The sequence below is a fragment of the Martelella sp. UBA3392 genome (assembly GCF_002358775.1).
Lineage (GTDB): Bacteria > Pseudomonadota > Alphaproteobacteria > Rhizobiales > Rhizobiaceae > Martelella > Martelella mediterranea.
Map to the genome: position 1 here is coordinate 1 of NZ_DEPM01000067.1, position 21,580 is coordinate 21,580.

At 63.8% G+C, this 21,580-nt stretch carries 20 protein-coding genes; 18 read left to right on the forward strand and 2 right to left on the reverse strand.

Going from position 1 to position 21,580, the window contains the following annotated elements:
* From B4E36_RS04950 to B4E36_RS05010, 13 genes are all read left to right on the forward strand, one after another.
* The coding region (locus B4E36_RS04950; RefSeq protein WP_345900056.1) for a GntR family transcriptional regulator at positions 1-655 on the forward strand (655 nt) is incomplete at its 5' end.
* The gene (locus tag B4E36_RS04955) at positions 652-1,380 is read left to right on the forward strand and encodes an SIS domain-containing protein (RefSeq protein WP_292052393.1); all 729 of its coding nucleotides are present in this window, start codon (positions 652-654) and stop codon (positions 1,378-1,380) included. The genes B4E36_RS04950 and B4E36_RS04955, both read left to right, overlap by 4 nt.
* Before the next feature lie 30 nt (positions 1,381-1,410).
* Positions 1,411-2,685, forward strand: coding sequence for an ABC transporter substrate-binding protein (locus B4E36_RS04960; RefSeq protein WP_292052395.1), 1,275 nt, complete (start codon positions 1,411-1,413; stop codon positions 2,683-2,685).
* Positions 2,686-2,748: 63 nt separating this feature from the next.
* A complete protein-coding gene (locus tag B4E36_RS04965; RefSeq protein WP_292052397.1) occupies positions 2,749-3,618 on the forward strand; it encodes a carbohydrate ABC transporter permease in 870 nt (289 codons plus the stop codon).
* Positions 3,619-3,620: 2 nt separating this feature from the next.
* Positions 3,621-4,448 carry a carbohydrate ABC transporter permease gene (locus B4E36_RS04970; protein WP_292052399.1) on the forward strand — a complete coding sequence of 276 codons (828 nt, stop codon included), beginning with the start codon at positions 3,621-3,623 and terminating at the stop codon, positions 4,446-4,448.
* A gap of 10 nt (positions 4,449-4,458) precedes the next feature.
* Positions 4,459-5,544, forward strand: coding sequence for an ABC transporter ATP-binding protein (locus tag B4E36_RS04975; protein ID WP_292052401.1), 1,086 nt, complete (start codon positions 4,459-4,461; stop codon positions 5,542-5,544).
* 259 nt (positions 5,545-5,803) lie between these two features.
* Entirely contained in the window at positions 5,804-7,282 is a 1,479-nt protein-coding gene (locus tag B4E36_RS04980; RefSeq protein WP_345900057.1) for a sugar ABC transporter ATP-binding protein, read from the forward strand.
* Positions 7,283-7,362: 80 nt separating this feature from the next.
* Positions 7,363-8,388, forward strand: a complete 1,026-nt coding sequence (locus B4E36_RS04985; protein ID WP_414673731.1) for an ABC transporter permease — start codon at positions 7,363-7,365, stop codon at positions 8,386-8,388.
* Between the two features lie 70 nt (positions 8,389-8,458).
* Positions 8,459-9,454: a substrate-binding domain-containing protein gene (locus B4E36_RS04990; RefSeq protein ID WP_292052406.1), complete on the forward strand. Its 996-nt coding sequence runs from the start codon at positions 8,459-8,461 to the stop codon at positions 9,452-9,454.
* Positions 9,455-9,540: 86 nt separating this feature from the next.
* The gene (locus B4E36_RS04995; RefSeq protein WP_292052408.1) at positions 9,541-10,296 is read left to right on the forward strand and encodes a GolD/DthD family dehydrogenase; all 756 of its coding nucleotides are present in this window, start codon (positions 9,541-9,543) and stop codon (positions 10,294-10,296) included.
* Positions 10,297-10,320: 24 nt separating this feature from the next.
* Positions 10,321-12,069: a dihydroxyacetone kinase subunit DhaL gene (gene dhaL / locus B4E36_RS05000; protein WP_292052410.1), complete on the forward strand. Its 1,749-nt coding sequence runs from the start codon at positions 10,321-10,323 to the stop codon at positions 12,067-12,069.
* Positions 12,070-12,099: 30 nt separating this feature from the next.
* Complete coding sequence (gene dhaL / locus B4E36_RS05005) at positions 12,100-12,798, forward strand: dihydroxyacetone kinase subunit DhaL (RefSeq protein ID WP_345900058.1); 699 nt, start codon at positions 12,100-12,102, stop codon at positions 12,796-12,798.
* Positions 12,798-14,861: a bifunctional sugar-binding transcriptional regulator/dihydroxyacetone kinase subunit DhaK gene (locus B4E36_RS05010; RefSeq protein ID WP_345900059.1), complete on the forward strand. Its 2,064-nt coding sequence runs from the start codon at positions 12,798-12,800 to the stop codon at positions 14,859-14,861. The genes dhaL (B4E36_RS05005) and B4E36_RS05010 overlap by 1 nt, the downstream gene beginning before the upstream one ends.
* Before the next feature lie 27 nt (positions 14,862-14,888).
* Here the strand turns inward: B4E36_RS05010 and B4E36_RS05015 are convergent, their stop codons facing one another.
* Both B4E36_RS05015 and B4E36_RS05020 read right to left on the reverse strand, forming a co-directional pair.
* Complete coding sequence (locus B4E36_RS05015; protein ID WP_292052417.1) at positions 14,889-15,302, reverse strand: type II toxin-antitoxin system VapC family toxin; 414 nt, start codon at positions 15,300-15,302, stop codon at positions 14,889-14,891.
* Positions 15,299-15,547, reverse strand: coding sequence for a type II toxin-antitoxin system VapB family antitoxin (locus B4E36_RS05020; protein ID WP_292052419.1), 249 nt, complete (start codon positions 15,545-15,547; stop codon positions 15,299-15,301). Before B4E36_RS05020 ends, B4E36_RS05015 begins: the two co-directional genes overlap by 4 nt.
* A 211-nt stretch (positions 15,548-15,758) precedes the next feature.
* Between B4E36_RS05020 and B4E36_RS05025 the strand changes: the two genes are divergently transcribed.
* From B4E36_RS05025 to B4E36_RS05045, 5 genes are all read left to right on the forward strand, one after another.
* Complete coding sequence (locus B4E36_RS05025) at positions 15,759-16,802, forward strand: LacI family DNA-binding transcriptional regulator (protein ID WP_292052421.1); 1,044 nt, start codon at positions 15,759-15,761, stop codon at positions 16,800-16,802.
* A gap of 43 nt (positions 16,803-16,845) precedes the next feature.
* Positions 16,846-18,087 (forward strand): ABC transporter substrate-binding protein, encoded by a 1,242-nt coding sequence (locus B4E36_RS05030; protein WP_292052423.1) that lies wholly within the window; start codon positions 16,846-16,848, stop codon positions 18,085-18,087.
* Between the two features lie 231 nt (positions 18,088-18,318).
* Positions 18,319-19,215: a carbohydrate ABC transporter permease gene (locus B4E36_RS05035; protein WP_414673732.1), complete on the forward strand. Its 897-nt coding sequence runs from the start codon at positions 18,319-18,321 to the stop codon at positions 19,213-19,215.
* Positions 19,212-20,054, forward strand: a complete 843-nt coding sequence (locus tag B4E36_RS05040; RefSeq protein ID WP_292052427.1) for a carbohydrate ABC transporter permease — start codon at positions 19,212-19,214, stop codon at positions 20,052-20,054. Before B4E36_RS05035 ends, B4E36_RS05040 begins: the two co-directional genes overlap by 4 nt.
* 4 nt (positions 20,055-20,058) lie before the next feature.
* A partial coding sequence (locus B4E36_RS05045) for an FAD-dependent oxidoreductase (RefSeq protein WP_345900060.1) occupies positions 20,059-21,580 on the forward strand: 1,522 nt, incomplete at its 3' end.

Genomic DNA, 21,580 nt, shown 5'->3' on the forward strand with positions numbered 1-21,580 from the left:
GAAGATCGCCTCCGAGCGCGCCATCGCCGATGATATGGGCGTCAGCCGCATGACAGCGCGCCATGCCATCCGCGTGTTGACCGAGCGGGGTCTGGTTGAAGCCCGCGCCGGTCAGGGCACCTTCGTTGGCGCGCGCGTTATCGAGCAGAAGCTCAATTCGCTGACCGGCTTCACCGAGCAGATGGCGCTTCTGGGGCGCAAGAGCTCCTCCATCATCGTCGCCTGCGACAGGCGCGCCGCCGATGTTGAATGCCAGCGCGCGATGAAGCTCGCGCCCGGCGAACAGGTCTACCGGCTGGAACGTATCCGGCTTGCCGACAATGCGCCGGTCGCGCGTGAAACCACCGAGGTTCTGGTGTCCGCCGCCCCGGGCCTGCTGGACCTCGCCGATTTCGGCCGTGAATCGCTCTACCGCACGCTGACGGAACATTTCGGCGTGCGGCCCACCACCGCCAGCCAGACGCTCGCCGCCGGCATTGCCGACGAGACCAATGCCCGCGTGCTCTCGCTTGCGCCCGGCGACCCTGTCTTGAAACTCACCCGCCTGACCTTCGATGATCGCGGCGCGCCGTTCGAATATGTCCGATCGGTCTATCGCGGCGATGCATTCGTCATGAAGGTCAACCTCACCGTTTCCGAAGAGAATGCCCCATGACGACTGCTTCCGACCGCTATCTTGCCGAACTCATCGACCGGCTCCAGGAGATCCGCACGACGCTCGCCACGCCGATGGATGAGGCCGTGGCGGCGATCGTGGAGGCAGCGCGCAGCGACCATCGCCTGTTCGTCTTCGGCACCGGCCATTCGCACATGCTGGCCGAGGAGGTGCACTACCGCGCCGGTGGCCTTGCCATCACCGTGCCGATCCTGGCAGGTCCGACCATGCTGCATGAAGGCGCGGTCGCCGGCACACAGTACGAGCGCACCGAGGGCATCGCCCGCGCCGTGTTCGAGCGCTACACGATCGGCAAAGGCGACGTGCTGTTCGTGATCTCCAATTCCGGGGTCAACGCCGCACCGCTGGAGGCCGCCCGCGTTGGCCGCGAACGCGGCGCGAAGATCATCGCGATCACCTCGAAATCCTATTCCACGGCTGCCGCCAAGGGTGGCGACAGGCTGATGGACCTTGCCGACATCGTGCTCGACAACAACGCCCCGCCCGGCGATGCCGTGCTCGATGTTCCGGGCAGCGAACTCAAGGTCGCGCCGGTCTCGACCGCCATCGGCGTCGCCATCATCAACGCCATCCTGGCCGAAGTCGCGACCCGGCTTGCCGGCGATGGCGAAGCGCCGATCTATCTCAGCGCCAACATGCCCGGCGCCGGCGACATCAACCGGAAGCTGGTGGAACGCTTCCGGCCGCGCAATCCGCATCTTTGAACTGCCAACCGAAAACAAAGGGGATCTGACATGACAAGACTTGCATCGCTTACCCTCGCCTCCGCGCTGATCAGCTCGGCGGCCTATGCCGCGCCGGTGGAGCTCACGATTTGGCACATGGAGCAGCCGCCGCACCGCGTCGAACGCATCCAGCAGATGCTCGACGCCTTCAACGAGAGTCATCCCGACATCACCGTCAGCCAGGAGCCGCAGAGCTGGGGCGAGGTCTATGCCAAGGCCCCCGCGGCGGTGGCGGCCGGCGCCGGGCCGGACATGATGTTCGCCATTCCCGACTTCACGCCGATCCTGAAGGATCTCGACAAGGTCCAGTCGGTCTCCGATTTCGTCAAGACGCTCGACGAAAAGCACCATTTCGTGCCGGCGACGCTGGAGCCCTATAGCTATGACGACGGCGTCTGGGCCGTACCGCTCTACAACATGTCGATGAACATGTGGTACCGCAAAAGCGATTTCGAGGCGGCCGGTATTTCCGTTCCCGAAACCTGGGACGAGTGGCTGAAAGCAACCGAAAATCTCGCGACCAGCGAGATGTACGGCATCGGCGTTCCGGCCAACAAGCAGCTCTACACCGACCAGACGATCTATTCCGTGATGGCCAATGGCGGCGCGAGCGAACTCTACAACGAGGACGGCACGCTGCGTTTCGACAATCCCGAAACGGTGGCCGCCTACGACTTCTATTCGAAGCTCGTGGCACTCTCCCCGCCGGACGTCAATTCCTGGACCTGGGGCGAGGCCGAGGCCTGCTTCACCTCCAAGAGCTGCGGCATGATCATGCAGTTCTCGGTGATCTCGACCTACGACACCCAGGGCGGCGGCGCGCCGGAAGATCTCGGCATCGCGGCCATTCCGGCCAAGGAAGCCGGCGATGAACACTACACCATCGCCTACCCCAATGCCGTGATGCTTTTGACCGATGACGAGGCCAAGACCGAGGCCTTCGAGACCTTCATCTCCTGGCTGCTGGAGCCGGAAAACTACGGCAAGTTCCTCAACATGGAGCCGGGCCTGTTCATGCCGGTGACGGCGGACGGCGCGGAAGCCGAGAGCTTCTGGAGCGATCCGATGGTCGAGAAGTACAAGCCGCAGATCGAAACGGCGATCGCCAACTCGAAAAACGGCAAACTGTTCGGCTTCACCTCCGGCCGCATCTTCCCGTCGATCGCCGCGATTTCGGCCCAGAACCTGCTGGCCGCGACCGTTCAGGACATCACGGTTTCCGGCGACAGCGCGGCTGACGCCGTGGCCGCCGGCCAGAAGGCCATGGAAGAAGCTGCCGAGTAAGGATGGCTGCGGGACGCTTTTGCGGAAGCGCCCCGTACCACCGAAAGGATCAGGAGACCGCCCATGCAAACGTCCAGACTGCTGGCATTTGCCTTCGTAGCCCCGGCCATGCTGGTGCTGCTCCTGATTCTCGGCTGGCCGCTGCTGTCCGCCGTCATCCTGAGCTTTCAGGATGTCCGCTATGTCGGAACCGAGCCGCACTGGGTCGGTTTCGAAAACTACGTCAAGATGCTGTCGGGCTCCAAGCTCTGGTCGTCGATTGGCCTGTCGCTGATCTGGGTGGTGGCCAACGCCGTGCTGCAGACCGTGATGGCGCTTGCCGCAGCCCTTGCCCTCAACGAACAGTTTCGCGGCGCGAAGATCGCCCGCACCTGGATCATCCTGACCTGGATCGTGCCGACCGTGGTGGTGGTGATGATCTGGCGCTGGCTGTTTTCGACCTCGGGCGGCATGATCAATCCGCTGCTGATCCAGATCGGCCTCATCGATCGGCCAATCGGCTTTTTCGCAAGTCCGGCCGGCGCCTTCGCCACGCTCGTCTTCATCAATTCCTGGCGCTGGTTTCCCTTCATAACGCTGATGCTGCTGGCCGGCATGACGCGCATTCCGGGCGATCTCTACGAGGCGGCGCGCATTGACGGCGCCAATGCCTGGAAGCGGTTTACCCGCATCACCTGGCCGCTGTTGAAGCCGACGCTCGGCGTGCTCGCCGTCATCGGGACACTGCTGTCGTTCAACGTGTTCGACATCATCTGGCTGTTGACCGCCGGCGGCCCGGCGGATGGCACCCGCACCATGCCGGTGCTGATCTACGAGACCGCCTTCAAGGGTTATCGCCTGAGCGAGGCGGCGACCGTTTCGGTGATCGCCACCATTCTTCTGCTCGCCTTCGCGCTTTTAACCGCGCGGGCGCTGGACCGGGAGGAAAGCTGATCATGAAGCGTTCGCTCACCGTCAACCTCCTGCTGGCACTCACCCTTCTGGCGCTCGTCATCCTGGTGGCGCTGCCGTTCTGGTGGGTGGTTTCCGGCTCGTTCAAGCTGCCGCAGGAAATCATCGCCCGCAAACCCACCTTCTTTCCGCATTCCTTCACGCTGCAGCACTATGTAAAGCTGCTCGCCAATTCCGCCTACACCACCTATGTCGGCAACAGCCTGATCGTGGCGACGTTTTCAACGCTGATCACGCTGGCACTCGCCGTGCCTGCGGCCTTCGCCTTCTTCCGGCTGCGCTTTCCGGGCAGGCGGACGCTGTTCCGCATCATCCTACTCGCCTATGCCTTTCCGAGCATCGTAGTGCTGATCCCGCTGTTCGGCATGTTCACCAAGCTCGGCATCATCGACACACTGCCAGCACTGGTGGTCGTCAATGTCGCCTTCGCGCTGCCGTTCTCGATCTGGATGCTGCGCTCGTTCTTTGCCGGCGTGCCGAAGGAAATCGAGGAGGCTGCGGTGATGGACGGCGCGCCGCCGACGGTGATCCTGCGCCGGGTCATGCTGCCGCTGATAGCACCCGGCATGGCAAGCGTCGCCATCTTCGCCTTCATCACCTCATGGACCGAATATGTGTTCGCCTCGGTTCTCATCATCTCCGACGCCAAACGCACGGTCCCGGTCGGCTTTGCCGGCATTATCGGCCAGTACCAGATCGACTGGGGCCTGCTTCTGGCCGGCGTCGTTCTGGCGGTCGCGCCGGTCGTCATTCTGTTCGCCTTCATCGGGCGCTGGTTCGTCAGCGGCCTGACCGAAGGCGCGGTCAAATAGGATTGCTTCGATGGCAGAACTCTCGCTCCGCAATGTCCGCAAGTCGTTTTCCGGCACGGAGGTCATCCACGACGTCAACCTCGACGTGGAAAGCGGGGCCTTCGTCGTCTTCGTCGGCCCGTCGGGCTGCGGAAAGTCGACGCTGCTGCGGATGATCGCCGGGCTTGAGGAGGTGACGGCGGGTTCGATATCGATCGATGGCCGCGATGTCACGAACACCGATCCCGCCAAGCGCGGCATCGCCATGGTGTTCCAGTCCTACGCGCTCTACCCGCATATGACGGTGGAGGAGAATATCGGCTTTCCACTGGAAATGGCCGGGATGAGCAAGGAGGAGCGCAGGGCGGAGGTGCGCAAGGCCGCCGATATCCTGCATCTCGGACCCTATCTCGACCGCAAGCCGAAGGCACTTTCGGGCGGCCAGCGCCAGCGCGTCGCCATCGGCCGCGCGATCGTGCGCAATCCGAAGATCTTCCTGTTCGACGAGCCGCTCTCCAATCTCGACGCCGAGTTGCGCGTCCGCATGCGCCTCGAGATCGCACGGCTGCACGAGGAAATCGGGGCGACCATGGTCTATGTCACCCATGATCAGGTGGAGGCAATGACGCTCGCCACCAAGATCGTCGTGCTGCGCGACGGCAATATCGAGCAGGTCGGCGCGCCGATCGAGCTATACAACGACCCCGACAACATGTTCGTCGCCGGCTTCATCGGCTCGCCGAAGATGAATTTCATCCCCGCGCGGGTGACGGGACGCGGCGACACTGGCGCTGTCCTCCTCGCCATCCCCGAACTCGGCCTTGAGGGGCTTCAGGTCACGCCGCGCGACACCGAGGCGCCGCTGTCCGGCGACGTCGTGGTCGGCGTGCGGCCGGACTGCTTCTCCGCCGAAGCCGCGACAACACCCGTGAAGCTGACCTGCGAGGTCACCGAACGGCTCGGCAACGTCACCTACATGCACGCCAGAAGCGCCGATGGCGAAGGCATCGTCGCCGAGTTGCGCGGCCAGCCCGCGATCCGCGCCGGCGAGACCATTTCGCTGTCGCTCGACGCGGAACGCCTGATGCTGTTCTCTAAGGACGGCCGCAGGCTGTAACCACTCGGATAGAGACGTCGACATTCGCCCGCGCCCGAGGCGCCGGGTCTGAAAGCGCGCCAGGATTCCGGCCGCCTTACCCTTTCCGCATCACCGTCCCGAACACCCGCCTCAATCAGCCGGGACGATCCCGCTTGTCCACATACCAGCTTTAAAAATGTCAGAACACGTTTGACATACGCAAAGCGATACCGTTAAAAGACAATTGTCGAGCGTAATTTTACATTAGTTCGATGGACTGAGAATGGGAGGAATTGTCGTGCAGGCTTTGCTTGAGGTGCATGGGCTCGGAAAATCGTTTTCCGGGGTGCCCGCGCTGATAGACGGCGCATTCCGGCTGATGCCGGGATCGGTTCACGCGCTTTGCGGCGGCAATGGCGCCGGCAAGTCGACATTCCTCAAGATCGTCATGGGCATCCAGCCGCGCGACCGCGGCACAATCAAGCGCAATGGCGAGACCGTGCAGTTCTCCTCCCCCGGCGAGGCGCTTGCCAACGGCATTTCCATTATCGAACAGGAACTGAGCCCCGTGCCGGCGATGACGGTGGCCGAAAACATCTTTCTCGGGCGCGAGCCGAGCGGCGCCTTCGGCCGCATCGATTTCAAATCCATGAACGCAAAAGCGCAAGAACTGCTGGACGGGCTGAAATTCACCATCCGCGCAACCGACATGATGATGGACCTGACGGTGGCCCAGACACAGCTCGTCGAGATTGCCAAGGCGCTTTCCTATGATGCCGAAGTCATCATCATGGACGAGCCGACCTCCGCGCTTGGCGAGGCCGAGGCCGACCAGCTTTTCGAGGCGGTCAAGACGCTGAAGGCGCGCGGCAAGGGCGTGATCTATGTCAGCCACCGCCTCTCCGAAATCTTCACGATCTGCGACAGCTATACTGTTTTTCGCGATGGCCGCTTCGTCGAGGAAGGCGCGCTCGCCGATATCGACAAGGATCGTCTGATCAGCCTGATCGTCGGTCGTCCGCTGACCGAGGAATTCGTCAAGGACAATACCGCGAGCACCGAACCGACCCTGCGCGTCGCTGGACTTGCCGCCGCCCATGGGGTGCGCGACGTATCCTTCGAGGCCCATCGCGGTGAAATCCTGGCGCTTTACGGGCTGATGGGCTCCGGGCGCAGCGAGATTTTCGACCGGCTGTTCGGCCTGTCGGACGAAACCGACGGCACGGTCGAGATCAACGGCGTCCGCCGAGAGATCACCCGCCCCGCCGAGGCGATCGCGGCGGGCCTTGCCTATGTGACAGAGGACCGCAAGGTCTCGGGCCTCGTTCTCACTGGGGATGTCCGGGAGAACCTTTGCCTTGCGACGCTCGACCGGATGTCGACCCCGCTGATGATGAACGGCAAGGCCGAGACGGAAGCCGCCGGGCGCATGGTCGATACGCTCAATATCAAGACAGCATCGCTGAAACTCGGCGTTTCCAACCTTTCCGGGGGTAACCAGCAGAAGGTCGTTCTCGGCAAATGGTTCCTGACCGAACCGAAGGTGCTGCTGCTGGACGAGCCGACGCGCGGCGTCGATGTCGGCGCCAAGCGGGAAATCTATCGCGTCATGTCCGATTTCGCCAAGGCCGGCGGAACCGTGGTCATGATTTCCTCAGAGACCGACGAAGTGCTTGGCATGGCCGACCGCGCCATCGTGATGCGCGACGGCCGGGTTGCCGGAACGCTGGACCGGGCGGAGATGTCCGCCGAAAAACTGCTGCATCTCGCAGCGTAAAAAAATGTCGCAGGACCTGGACGCCGCAAAACGAGCGCCTTCCACCTGCCGATAACCCGTCAATCGGGGAGGACCATACGTTGACTGACACTGATAATGCCAAAAACCCGGCGGGCGCCGGAACCGAGCAGAAGCGGCCGATGACCGAGCGGCTGGGGCCGATCGCCCAGCGCTACGGCATATTGATCGCGCTTATCCTGGTCTGCATCGTGCTCTCGATCGTCAGCGAGAATTTTTTAAGCCCGCGCAATATCGTCAACGTGCTGCGGCAGACCTCGATCAACGGCATCCTCGCCATTGGCATGACCTTCGTGATCCTGACGCGCGGCATCGATCTTTCGGTCGGCTCCGTGGTCGCCCTTGCCGGGGTGGTCTCGGCCTCCTTCGCCACCACCTCATCCAGCGCCTTCATTCCCGGCACGCCCTATATCGCGCCGATCGCGATCGTCATCGGCCTTGCCGCCGGCATCGCCATGGGCGCGATTTCCGGCACGGCGGTGGCAAAGTTTTCTGTCCCCGCCTTCGTTGCCACGCTCGGCATGCTGTCGGCGGCGCGCGGCCTGACGCTGATCTATTCCGGCGGACGCCCAATCCCGGCGCTGACCGACGGCTATCGCTGGATCGGCACGGGCGATATCTTCGGCCTTCCGGTCCCGATCATCCTGTTCGCGCTGGTGTTCCTCGTCGCCCATTTCGTGCTGACCAATACCCGGTTCGGCCGCCACATCTATGCCGTCGGCGGCAATCCGCATGCGGCCAAGGTCTCCGGCCTCAGCGTCAACCGCATCCGCTTTCTCGTCTATGTCATCTCCGGCGCGCTTGCCGGGCTCGCCGGCATGGTGCTCGCCGCCCGCACGGGCTCGGCGCTGCCGCAGGCCGGCATCGCCTATGAGCTTGACGCAATCGCCGCGGTGGTGATCGGCGGCACCAGTCTTTCCGGTGGCATCGGCCGGGTCAGCGGCACCGTCATCGGCGCGCTGTTGATCGGCGTGATGAATAACGGCCTCGATCTGCTGGGCGTCGAATCCTACTACCAGCAGGTCATCAAGGGCGCGCTGATCGTCGCCGCCGTCATGCTCGACCGCTCGCGCAAGAGCGAAGCCTGAAATCCGGCATCGCCGGTTCTTCCACGCCGCATAGCGGCACCCACCATGTCACAAAGGGAGGAAACCCGACATGAAACTTCGTAATATCCTGGCAACCACAGCCCTGGTCGGCGCCGCATTCGCCGCCACCACCGCCAGCGCGCAGGACCCGCTGAAGATCGGCGCCGCCGTTTACGGCCTCAACGCCGAATTCATGCAGCTCTGGGCCAATGCCGCTGAAAACCACCCCTCGGTCAAGGACGGCTCCGTCGACCTGACCATCTTCGACGGCCGCTATGACGCGCTGGTTCAGCAGGAACAGTTCGAAACCATGATCACCCAGGGCTATGACGCGATCGTCTTCGTCCCGATCGACATCGAAGCCGGCGCAACGGCCGTCGAATCCGCTTCCGATGCCGGCATTCCGGTGGTTGGTTCCAACACCCAGGTCAACTCCGATCTCCTGACCTCCTATGTCGGCTCGGACGATGTCGAGGCCGGCTATCTCGAAGCCAAGGCCGTACTCGATGACATCAGCTGCACCGGCGATGTCGTCATCATCGAAGGCCCGATCGGCCAGTCGGCGCAGATCCAGCGCGGCGAAGGCAATGAAAAGGCGATAGCCGAATGCGGCGACAGCGTCAGCGTTGTCGAGCAGCAGACCGCCAACTGGAGCCGCGCGGAAGCGCAGTCCCTGATGGAAAACTGGCTGACCGCGCACGGCAACGACATCAAGGGCGTGATCGCGCAGAATGACGAGATGGCGCTTGGCGCGATCGAGGCGATCAAGGCCGCTGGCCTCAACCTCAGCGACTTCTCGATTGCCGGCGTCGACGGCGTGACCGATGCTCTGGAAGCCGTCAAGCGCGGCGACATGCACTCGATCCTGCAGGATGGCCAGGCCCAGGCGCTCGGCGCGATCGACGTCGCCATCAAGGCCGTCAATCCGGACTATGAGCCGACCTCCGGCATCTGGGAAAAATACCCGGAAATGCAGTGGAACAACGGCGAATCCAAGCAGTACAATGTGCCGTGGACGCCGGTGACCGCCGACAATGTCGACGAGCTCCTGCAGCAGCGTCAGTAAATCCGAATACCGCCTGCGGCCGATAGCGGCCGCGGGCGACCCGTCGCGGCACGGCCGTCACAGCAGCCAGAAGAAAGGACGTTTCGATGGCGTCTTCCCCTGAATTTTCACTTGCCGGCAAGGTCGCGGTCGTCACCGGCGCGGCATCCGGCATCGGCGCGGCGATTGCCCGGGCGTTTGCTGCCAAGGGCGCGCGCGTCGCCATTCTCGACATGAACCGCGATGCGGCCGATGCCATGGCCGCCGCGCTTGACGGCGCGAAGGCGTTTGCCTGCAACGTCACCGACAGCGAGAGCATCGAAGCTGCGGTCGCCGACGTCAAAGCCGCGCTCGGCGAGATCGATATCCTCGTCAACTCGGCCGGCATTGTCGATCTAGCGCCTGCCGAAGAGCTTTCGAAAGCCGCCTGGGACCGCACCATCGCAGTCAACCTGACCGGCACCTATCTGATGTGCCAGGCCGTCGGGCGCGCGATGATTGCCGCTGGCAAGGGCGGGCGGATCGTCAACCTCGCAAGCCAGGCCGGCTCGGTCGCCATCGAAGGCCATGTCGCCTATTGCGCCACCAAATTCGCCGTGATCGGCGTCACCAAGACGCTGGCGCTGGAATGGGGTAAGCACGGCATCACCGCCAATTCGATCTCGCCCACCGTGGTGATGACCGATCTCGGCCGCAAGGCCTGGGAAGGCGAGAAGGGCGAGGCGATGAAGGCCCAGATCCCGAGCGGCCGCTTTGCCGAGCCGGAAGAAATCGCCGCCGCCGCCGTGTTCCTCGCCTCCGACGAGGCGGCGATGATCAACGGCGCCGATCTTCTGGTCGATGGCGGCTACACCGTCCGGTAAATGATGAACGATAAGGTCGCTTCAATGCAGAGATTTATCAACAACCCCGACGATCTTGTCGACGAGACCGTGGCCGGTTTCGTCAGGGCCCACCGCGATCTGGTGCGGCTCGACCCGGCCAATCCGCGCGTGATCGTATCGCAGACAGCGCCGGTTTCCGGCAAGGTCGGCATCGTCACCGGCGGCGGCTCCGGCCACGAGCCGGCCTTCATCGGCTACACCGGCCGCAACATGGTGGACGCGGTCGCTGTCGGCGAACTGTTCTCCTCGCCGACGGCCAAGAGCTTTGCCGATGCGATGCGCGCAGCCGATGGCGGCGCGGGCGTCGCCGTGCTTTACGGCAACTATGCGGGCGACAACATGAACGTCAAAATGGCCGCCGGCATGCTCGAGAAAGAGGGCATCGAGGTCGCGACCGTGGTCGCCAATGACGATGTCTGCTCCGCGCCGCTTTCCGAGCGCGAGAAGCGCCGCGGCGTGGCCGGCGAGATCTTCATGTGGAAGATCGCCGGCGCGGTCGCCGCCAAAGGCGGATCGCTTGCCGAAGTGCAGGCCGCCGCGCAAAAGGCGATCGACAGCGTGCGCTCCGTCGGCGTCGGGCTTGGCCCGTGCACCCTGCCGGCCGTCGGTCATCCGAACTTCCAGATCGAACCGGGCACGATGGAGGTCGGCATCGGCCACCACGGCGAGCCTGGCACCCGCGTGGAGCCGCTGAAGAGCGCCAACGCGGTCGCCGCCGACATGGTCAAGATCGTCATGGACGATCATGATCTGCCGAAGGGCAGCGAGGTCGCTGTTCTGGTCTCCGGGCTGGGCGCGACCCCGGTCAACGAACTCTACGTGCTTTATGACCGCATGGAGCAGGAAATCGAGGCGCGCGGCGCGAGCGTCTACCGCGCCTATGTCGGCAATTACTTCACCTCGCTGGAAATGATCGGCGCGACGCTATCGGTCATGGTGCTGGACGATGAGATGAAGGCGCTGCTGGATATGGAAGCCACCGCGCCCGGCTTCAGCCAGACCGGCAATGCCGCGCCGGCAATCCAGCGATCCGCAGCAAAGGCTGCCACCACCGCTCAGGCGAAGACGGCAAACACCGAGAACGACGCGCCGCGCGCGCCCGAAACCATCAACGGCCCTTCGGTGAAGAATGCCGGCAATGCGGCGATCGTCGAGGAGATCGCGGCGGTGATCGTCGAGAACAAGGCCTGGCTTTCGGAGATCGACGGCAAGATCGGCGACGGCGACCACGGTATCAACATGGCCAAGGGTTTCGGCCGCGCGGCCGAGCGGATCGCCGGCTCATCGATGCCGCTCGACGAGGCAATGAGCGTGCTGTCGGATGTGCTGATGTCGGAGATCGGCGGCTCGATGGGTCCGCTCTACGGTCTAATGTTCCAGGAAATGGCGTCATCTATCAAGGGCCGCACCGCGATCGACGCCGATGCGTTTTCGCAGATGCTCAATGCGGGGCTGGCTGGCGTGCGCTCCACCGGTTCAGCCAAGGTCGGCGACAAGACGCTGATCGACACGCTGGTTCCAGCCGTCGAGGCATTCGACGCCGCGAAGGCAGACGGCTTCGCCCCTGCCCTTCAAACGATGGCGCAAGCCGCGGAAAAGGGCCGGGACTCCACCATCGATCTGGTTGCCCGCATCGGGCGCGCCAGCCGGCTTGGCGAGCGCTCGCGCGGTGTTCTGGATGCCGGAGCCACCTCCTGCTGCATGATCCTGACCGAACTTGGAAATGGGTTCTCCCGCCGCCTTCAGGATTGATGAAGGCGGCGCGGGCGGGCACGGAAAAGCTTGTGCTCGCCCGCCACCTCGCAGCATAATGCGGCCATGATGTATCTCGATTGCCATGCCCTCGCCGATCTGTTTCGCGCCTTCGCGCGCCGGATGAATGATGAACGCGATTATCTCGCGGAACTGGACGGGGCGATCGGCGATGCCGACCACGGCACGGCCATGGCCGAGGGCTTTTCCGCCGCGGCGGTGGCGCTCACCCACAATGCCTCCGATTACGCCTCGCTCAGGATCGCACTGACGCAGGCGGGCCGCTCCTTCCTCAATGCCGTCGGCGCCACCACCGGGCCGCTCTATGCCAGCGGATTGACCCGCGCCGGCCTTGCCATGCCGGAAGAAAAACAGGTGCCGGTAGAACGTCTCGCCGATATTCTGATCTCGATTTCGGAAGGGATCGAGGAACGCGGTAAGGCATCCCCCGGCGACAAGACCATGCTGGATGCCTGGCTGCCCGCCACCCATGCAATACGCGATGCCAGAGCCGAAGGTGCAATGCTCGTCCAGGTGATGGAACGCGCCGCTGCGGCCGCCGCCGAAGGAGCGGAGGCGACGCGCGGCATGGTGGCGGCCAAGGGCCGCGCCGCCCGCCTTGGCGCGCGCACCATCGGCCATCTGGACCCCGGAGCCGTTTCCGCTGCCGCGCTGATCGACGCTGCCAGCGAGTGGGTATCTGCGGCAGCCGAGCGAGAGACCCGCTGATGGCACGAAAGAGCGGTCCGCGCGCCCTGTCCGCCTCAGAGAGGCAATCCGGCTCCCAATTGCCGCTGCGCTTCGGCTCAGACCCACTGCTGTGGGCGGCATGGCTCTATTACGAGGAGGGCATGACCCAGGGCGACATCGCGGTTGCCATGGGCATCTCCCGTCCGACGGTGAACGCCTATCTCGCCGACGCCCGCACGCGCGGGATCGTTTCGATCGAAATCGCGCCGGAAAAATTCCGACAATTATCGCTGGCCCAGAGCCTCAAGGAGCATTTCGGTCTCGCCGATTGTCTGGTGATCCCGTCAACCGGCGGCGAACGCACGCTGACGGAGCGGTTGGGGGCCGCTGGCGCGCAGGTGCTGGCGCTGCATGCGCAATCCGGCGATACCATCGCGGTGACCTGGGGCCGGACGATGCTGGCGATCGCCAATGCCGTCGAGCGGGTCAACCTCAGGGACATGCGCGTGGTTCAGGCCACCGGTGGCACGACCGCCAAGATCCCGTGGACGCCGGAAGCCTGCGCGACGCGGCTCGCCGAGGCGCTGGACGCCCGCTGCATTCCGCTGTCGTCGCCCGCGATTCTCTCGTCAGCGGCCGTCCGGGACGTGCTGTTCGAGGAGCCGGTGATCGCCGAACAGCTTGGCGTGCTGGCGGCGGCGAACCGCATCCTACTCGGCATCTCGTCGCTTCGGGCGGAAAGCACGATCCACACCAGCGGCTTCTTCGACAAGGTGAACGTCAACGAGCATTATCACGCCGCCGTCGGCAGCATTGCCGGCCGGCTGATCAATGCGCGCGGCGAGCCCGTCGCCGGCCCGCTCGACGGGCGCACGGTCGGCATTGAGCTTGCCGCCCTTCGCGCCATTCCCCAGCGCATCGCGGTGGCCGGCGGGATCGACAAGGTGCAGGCGATCCTCGCGGCGCTGCGCGGCGGCTATGTCAGCGTGCTGGTCACCGATGTGGATACGGCATGGGGCATATTGCGCTCCGAGAACGTGGAGATCCGGCCGCAGCGGATGGAGACCGCCAGAACCACCCAGCTCCCCGAACGGGTCCAAACCAAGAAATTCATCAACCGCCCGCAGGACGCGGTCGACGAGACGCTGGCGAGCGCGCTTCTGGCGCATCCGGAAATCCTGGCCCCGGTTCCGGGCGCTCCACGTGCGCTCCGCTCCGCTCACGCCCCCCGCCCCGGCAAGGTCGGCCTCGTCATTGGCGGCGGCGCGGGGCACGAGCCCGGCTTTTTCGGCTATGTCGGCCAAGGGCTTGCGGATGCGGTTGTCGTCGGCAATGTGTTTGCCGCCCCGCCGCCCGATCCGATCCTTGCCTCCACCCGCGCGGTTGATGGCGGGGCCGGCGTACTGCACATTTTCGGCAATTTCTCCGGCGATGTAATGAATTTCGAGATCGCCGCCGAAATGGCCGCCGCCGAGGGCATCGAAGTGCAGGCCGTCGTCACCACCGACGACATCGCCTCCTCGCCGAAGGAAATGCGGGCCACGCGGCGCGGGGTCGCCGGCAATGTGTTCATCTTCAAGGTCGCCGGTGCTGCCTGCGAGCGGATGATGCCGCTTGACGCCTGCGTGGCGGTGGCGCGGCGGGCCAATGAGCGCACCTTCACCATGGGGCTGGCGCTGGAACCCGGCGCCTCGATCGAAACCCGCCGCCCGACCTTCCAGCTCGGACCCGACGAGATGGAAATCGGCGTCGGCGTTCATGGCGAGCCCGGCATCGCCCGCGCCGCCATCGGCACGGCCGATCAGGCCGCCGATCTCGTGATCGACCGTCTGCTCGATGAAATGATGCCGAAGGAGGGCGACCGCGTCGCCCTCCTGGTCAATTCGCTGGGCGCGACGCCCGATATGGAACTCTACATCCTGAACGGCCGCATCAGAAAGCGGCTCAAGGCGCACGGGCTCAAGGTCACGCGATCGCTGGTCGGGCGCTACTACACCTCGCTCGACATGGCCGGCGTCTCGATCTCGCTGATGCATCTCGATGACGAACTCGCCGACCTGCTGGACGCGCCCTGTTCCTCGGTGGCGCTGTCGCGGCGGTAGGGGCTCGTTGAAGGCAGGAAAACGCGCCTATCCTTCCCAAGGCGAGACGAGTTCAATCCCTGTCTCTCGGAAGTCCTTGATGTTGCGCGTTGCAAGCGTGCCGTCATGAACCTTGACGATGGCCGCGATCATGCCGTCCGGGACGGACATCGGCCGACCATGACGCGCCGCAGCGCCCATGATCTCGCCATAGGCAAGCGCCGCGGATTCGGTAAACCCAAATATCCGATCGGCAAAGCGATTGCGCCATGCTGACAACCCCTCCTCAAGCCGATTTGCGCGCTGGTCGGGGTGGATTTTCGCGATTCCGAAAGCGATCTCGGCGATGACCACGGTGGGCAGCGCGAGTTCGCCGTCATGACGGACGAGCCAGTCGAGCACATGGCCGTCAGGTGCATGACGCAGAGTTTCCGAAATCACGTTGGTATCGAGGAAGATCACAATTCCGGCCCGCCATGGGGTCTGCGGTGGGCGGAAATAATCGCTTCAAGATCAATATCCTCGCCTTCTTCGCCGGCAAGACGCGCGTAGAATTGCCGTGCGGGTTCCCGGCCGGCTTCCCGCTCGGCATAAATCTCAAGCGCGCGCTCGACGATATCGGCAATGGACCGCTTTTCGCGCTGGGCCAGACGATGCGCCAGGTCGCGCGCGCGGGCGCTACGTACTGATAGTTGCGGCTCTGCCATCGTTCCCTCCTTTTGCATGGGTCGCCAAATGCGACATACTCAAATGTAGTGAGCGGCAAAGTTGATGGCAAGATGGCAGCGGACATCTGGATGGCTAAGTTCATATGGGCCGTTTTGACCCGTTTGCCGCCTAGCAACAATTCCGTATGATTCCTATTGACTGCTTTACGGCTTGATTATACGCTTAATCAAAAGCATTCGGGAGGATATCTTGACTTTGACCGGGCCGAAGCGCGCGCGGCGCGTGACCCAGAGCGATGTCGCGGCGATGGCGGGGGTTTCCACCGCTGTAGTATCCGCCGTGATTTCGCCGAAGCCCGGCAAGACCATCCGTGTTGGCGAGGAAGCCGAAAAGCGCGTTCGCGCGGCCATGGAAGCGCTTGGCTATGCGCCGGATGTCGTGGCGCAATCGCTCGCGGGCGGACGACGCAATATCATCGGCGTGTTTACCTATGAGGCGGTCTTTCCCGCCGACCGGAAGAACTTCTTCTATCCCTTCCTGCTTGGCATAGAGCGGGGCGCGATGCGCTCCGGGCAGGATCTGCTGCTTTTCACCTCGTCGACGCTCGAAAAAGGCCGGCGCAGCATCTTCCCCAAGGGCACCAATCGCATGGGCATTGCCGACGGTGCAATCCTTCTGGGCGCGGCGCAGGACAAGGACGATCTGAAGCGGCTCTGCGATATCGGCTTCCCCTTCGTCACCATCGGCAGACGCGAGGTCGAGGGCGGGCATGTAAGCTGGGTGGCGCCGGACTACCGCAGCGCCGTCAGCGATGTCGTGACCCGTTGCCGCGCGATGGGACATCGCGCGCTGATGCTGATCGGCGAGCGGGAGGTGCGCGAGCAGAATGAGGACCGCGAGCGCGGCTTCCTTGAAAACGGTCATGGCGACCTGTCGCTCTCCGTCGAGAGGATCGCGCCGGAAGAGATAAGCCCTGCATGGATCGACGATCTGCTGAAAAGCGGGATAACCGTGGTCCTTGCCGAGACCTTTGCCCATGCCGTGGCGCTGGAACGTCAGCTCGCCGCGCGCGGCCTGACAATTCCGGACAACATCTCCGTCGTCGCCCTCGCCGCCCCGTTGTTCGACGAGGCCGAGGGCGAGCGCTGGACCCGCATTTCCATTCCCAGGGAGGAAATGGGGGAACGGGCCGTCGAAACCCTGATCGCAAAAATCCGCGAGCCCGGGAAAGTGCCCGAGAATATCATGCAACCGCTCGGCTATGTGCCGGGTGAAACGCTGAAAGCAATTTGAATCTGATCTGAAACGGGAGGTTTAAGAGATCATGTCGACCCAAATGATTAAGCGTTTAATCATCGCAACAGCCCTCACCGGCACGCTCGCTTCGGCGGCGGCGGCCGAGGAGCTTCGGTTCACCGTGTGGACCGGCAGCGAGGCGCATCTGGCCATGCTGAACGGCATTGCCGAAAGCTTTACCGAAACCCATCCGGACGTCACGGTGCAGTTCGACACCATTCCGTTCGGCGATTACGTACAGAAGCTGACCCTGCAGCTTGCCGGCGGCAATCCGCCCGATCTCGGCTGGCTTCTGGAAAGCTCAGCGCCCGCCTTCGTCAATGCCGGCGTGCTTGAAGATGTTTCCGACACGCTGACGGCGGCTGATGATTACAATTATGCCGATTTCTCCGAGCCGGCGATGGGCCTGTGGACCAAGGGCGATGCGGTTTACGGCATCCCCTTCTCCACCTCGCCCTTCCTGATCTACTTCAACAAGACGCTCTATGACGAGGCCGGTCTGGAAACGCCTGCCGAGCGCGCGGCGGACGGCACATGGACGTGGGAACAGCTCAAATCCGATGCGGCCGCCCTGCGCAACGCCGATGCCGGCGTCTGGGGCTATGAGACCGTCGACGGCCAGGGCTATGGCGCCCGCGTGATGCACAATCTGATGCCGATCGTGCGCGCCTATGGCGGCGAGGCCTGGACCGATGGCGCCTGCACGCTCGACAGCCCGGAATCAGCGGAAGCCGTGCAGCTTTTCCACGACATGGTCTATGCCGATCAGTCGACCGTGCCGCCCGGCGAGCAGGGCGATTTCTTCTCCGGCAACGCGGCTCTGACGATGACGCAGATTTCGCGCGTCACCAAACTGGCGGATGTCGGTTTCGACTGGGGGATCGCGCCGCTTCCCTCCGGTCCGGCGGGCGAAGCCTCGACCGTCGGCCAGGCCGCCGTCGTCGCCTTCGCACAGGGCAAGAACAAGGAGGTCGCGGCCGAATTTTTGGCGCATATGACCTCGGCGGAAAACGTCGCCAAGATGGCCGAGTTCTTCCCGCCGGCGCGCATCAGCGTTCTGGAGAGCGATGCGTTCCTTTCCAGCAACCCTGCCGTGACGCCGGAACAGATGGAAATCGTGGCGGCCGGGATTGAGGGCGGTTCGGTGCTGCCGAGCCATGAGCGCTACCCGCAGATCGAGGCCGCATCGCGGCCCGATTTCGACGCGCTGTGGGCAGCCGACGCGGATGTGCCCGCCGTGCTCGCAAGGCTCTGCGACGATATCGACCCGCTGCTGAAGTAAGAGAGGTTTTCCGGCGGTGCTTTTGCGTCACCGCTGAGGTTATCCCTTCTCTTCGCGTCAAGCTCGGGCTTGCCCCGAGCATCCACCAGCGCCCGTCGCGAGGCCTGGATCCTCGGGTCAAGCCCGAGGATGACGCAGGGTGAGGGAGGCATGCCATATTGACGTGGCCTCGGTCTGCGAAACGCCGCCGGAAACCAAAAACATTCGAAATTCGCCCGCATAAAGGAAGCGATGATGTCCGCTCTCCGTTCCGGACTGACACTGAAGACGCGTGAGGCGATCGCCGGCTGGCTGTTCGTCAGCCCGATCCTGACCGGGTTCCTGATCTTCTTCGTCGGCCCGCTGATCGCCGTGTTCTACTATTCCACCACGGAGTGGAACCTGCTGACCCAGCAATCCCGCTTCGTCGGCATGGAGAACTATGTCGACGCGCTGACCCGCAACGACACGTTCTGGCACGTGCTCGGCAATTCGCTGGTGTTCGCGGTGGGCCTCGTGCCGCTCAACATGGCGCTGGCGCTCGGGCTTGCGATCGCGCTGTCGCGGCCCTTCCGGGGCGTGGTCGTCTTCCGCACGCTGTTCTTCGCGCCCGTCATCACATCCGCCGTGGCTTGGGCGATCATCTGGACCTTCCTGCTCCAGCATGAAAGCGGCGCGGTCAATCAGGCGCTCTCGGTCGTCGGCATTGACGGGCCGAACTGGCTGCACGAGCCGCGCTGGGCGATGGCCTCGGTGATCGTCACCCGCGTGCTGAAGACCGTGGGCCTCAACATGATCCTATATATCGCGGCACTGCAGGCGATCCCGCGCGATTATGAGGAAGCCGCGCGGCTGGAGGGCGCCAATGGCTGGGACATCTTCCGCCGCATCACATGGCCGCTGCTGGCGCCGACGACGCTGGTGATCATGGTGATCACGGTGGTCGGCTCGCTGAAGGTGTTCGACCATATCTATCTCATGACCGGCGGCGGGCCGCAGAACGCCACCCTCGTGCTCGCCTTCTACATCTATGAGCAGGGCTTCAAGTTCTTCAACACCGGCTATGCCTCGGCACTCGCCGTGGTGCTGTTCGTGCTGATCCTGGCGCTCACCATCCTGCAGATGCTTTTGAAAACGGTGCGCAAATGAATTACCGCCTGCAACAGAAGATCACCCGCATCTGCTGGGTTATCGGCCTTTCCGCACTCGCCATTCCCTTCGTGTTCCCGTTCATCTGGATGCTGTCGGGCGCGCTCAAGGGTCAGGCGGACGTGTTCTCCTCGGCCGCGCTGATCCCGGCGACATTCCACTGGTCGAACTTTTCCGAGGTCTTCGCCTATCAGCCCTTTGCCCGGCAATATTTCAACTCGCTCTATATCGCCGTCATCGTCACCGGATTGACGCTGTTCCTGTCTTCGATGGCCGGCTATGCGCTGGCGCGGCTGCGCTTTGCCGGAAGCGCGCTGGTTCTGCTGCTATTGATCTCGGCGCTGATGATGCCGGAGGAGGTGACCATCGTGCCGAACTTCTTCCTGATGAAGAATCTCGGCCTGATGAACACCCATATGCCACTGATCCTGCTGCCGGTGTTCGGCTCGCAGGGGGTCATGGCGACCTTCCTGATGCGGCAGTTTTTCCTGGCTCTGCCGAAGGAGCTGGAGGAGGCCGGCCGCATGGACGGGCTGACGCGCTTCGGGGTCTACTTCAAGGTGGCGCTGCCGCTATCGAAACCGGCGCTTGCCGCCGTCGGCATCATCACCTTCCTGTTTTCGTGGAACCTGTTTCTGGAGCCGCTGGTGTTCGTCAACGACATCAAGCTGTTCACCCTGCCGCTGGCGCTTGCCAATTTCACCGACACCTACGGCCTGCCGCTCTGGCACCTGCAGCTTGCGGCCACCGCGCTGGCCGTCATTCCCATGCTCATCGTCTACATTCTGGCTCAGCGCCAGATCGTTGAAAGTTTCGCCTTGTCTGGCGTGAAAGGATAACAAAATGAAGGAACTCACCAGCGACATCGTCATCATCGGCGGCGGTCTGGGCGGGGTCGCAGCGGCGCTTTCGGCGCTGAAACTCGGCCGCAGCGTCATCCTGACCGAGGAATTCAAATGGCTCGGCGGCCAGTTGACGACGCAGGCCGTGCCGCCGGATGAAAATCCGTGGATCGAGAAGGACGGCTCGACGGCGAGCTACCGTGCGCTTCGCCAGAACATTCGCGATTACTACCGCGACCACTACCCGCTGACCGATGAGGCCCGCAACGACGAAAACCTCAACCCCGGAAGCGGTAACGTCTCGCCGATCTGCGCGGAACCGCGCGCCGGCGTGGCGGCGATCGAAGCCCTGCTTGCGCCGTGGTACGCGACCGGCCGGCTGACGGTTCTCATGAACGCCAAACCGGTTGCCGCCGAGACCGATGGCGACCGCTTCACCGCCGTCACCGTGCGCTCCGCCGAACATGGCGAGATGGTGCTGACCGGTCGCTATTTCATCGACGCCACCGAACTTGGCGATCTTCTGGAGCTCGGCAATGTCGAGCACGTCATCGGCGCGGAAAGCCAGGCCCAGACCGGCGAGCCGGCGGCCCTTGCGGGCGAGGCCGACCCCAATGACCAGCAGGCGGTGAGCTGGTGCTTCGCCATGAGCTATCACCCGGACGAGGACCACACCATCGAGCGCCCGCGCGATTATGATATCTGGCGCGATTTCAAGCTCGATTTCTGGCCCGACCGCCAGCTTTCCTTCATCGGCCCCAATCCGGTGACGCTGGAGCCCGACAATCGCCCGCTGTTTGTGGGCGACAGCGACGCCAAATTCGCGCCGGACAACTGGCACTACCGGCGGATATTCTATCGCAAGAACCATGTCGGCAACCGCTACCCCTCCGACATCTGCCTCGTGAACTGGCCGCAGATCGACTATTGCGGGGGCCCCATCGTCGGCGTTTCGCCCGAGGAGGCGGAAAAGCATCTGGAGGGCGCGCGCCAGCTCTCGCTCTCCATGCTCTACTGGATGCAGACCGAAGCGCCGCGCCATGACGGCGGCTACGGCTATCGCGGGCTGAAGCCGGCGGGAAGCGTGATGGGCACGCTCGACGGCCTGACGGTTGCCCCCTATATCCGCGAAAGCCGCCGCATCAAGGCGCTGTTCACGGTGACCGAGAACCATGTCGGCATCGATGCCCGCGAAGGGTTGAAGGGCGCCGAGCAATTCTTCGACAGCGTCGGCGTCGGCTCCTATCGCATCGACCTTCACCCCTCCACCGCGCCGCGCAACTATGTCGACATCGCCAACTGGCCGTTCCAGATTCCGCTGGGCAGCCTGATCCCGGAGCGGGTCGAGAACATGCTGCCCGCCTGCAAGAATATCGGAACCACCCATCTGACCAATGGCTGTTACCGGCTGCATCCGGTCGAGTGGAACATCGGCGAAAGCGTCGGGGCGCTTGCCGCCTACTGCCTCGACAACGACATCTCGCCGCGCGGCGTGCGCGAGACGCCGGAGCGGCTGGCGGACT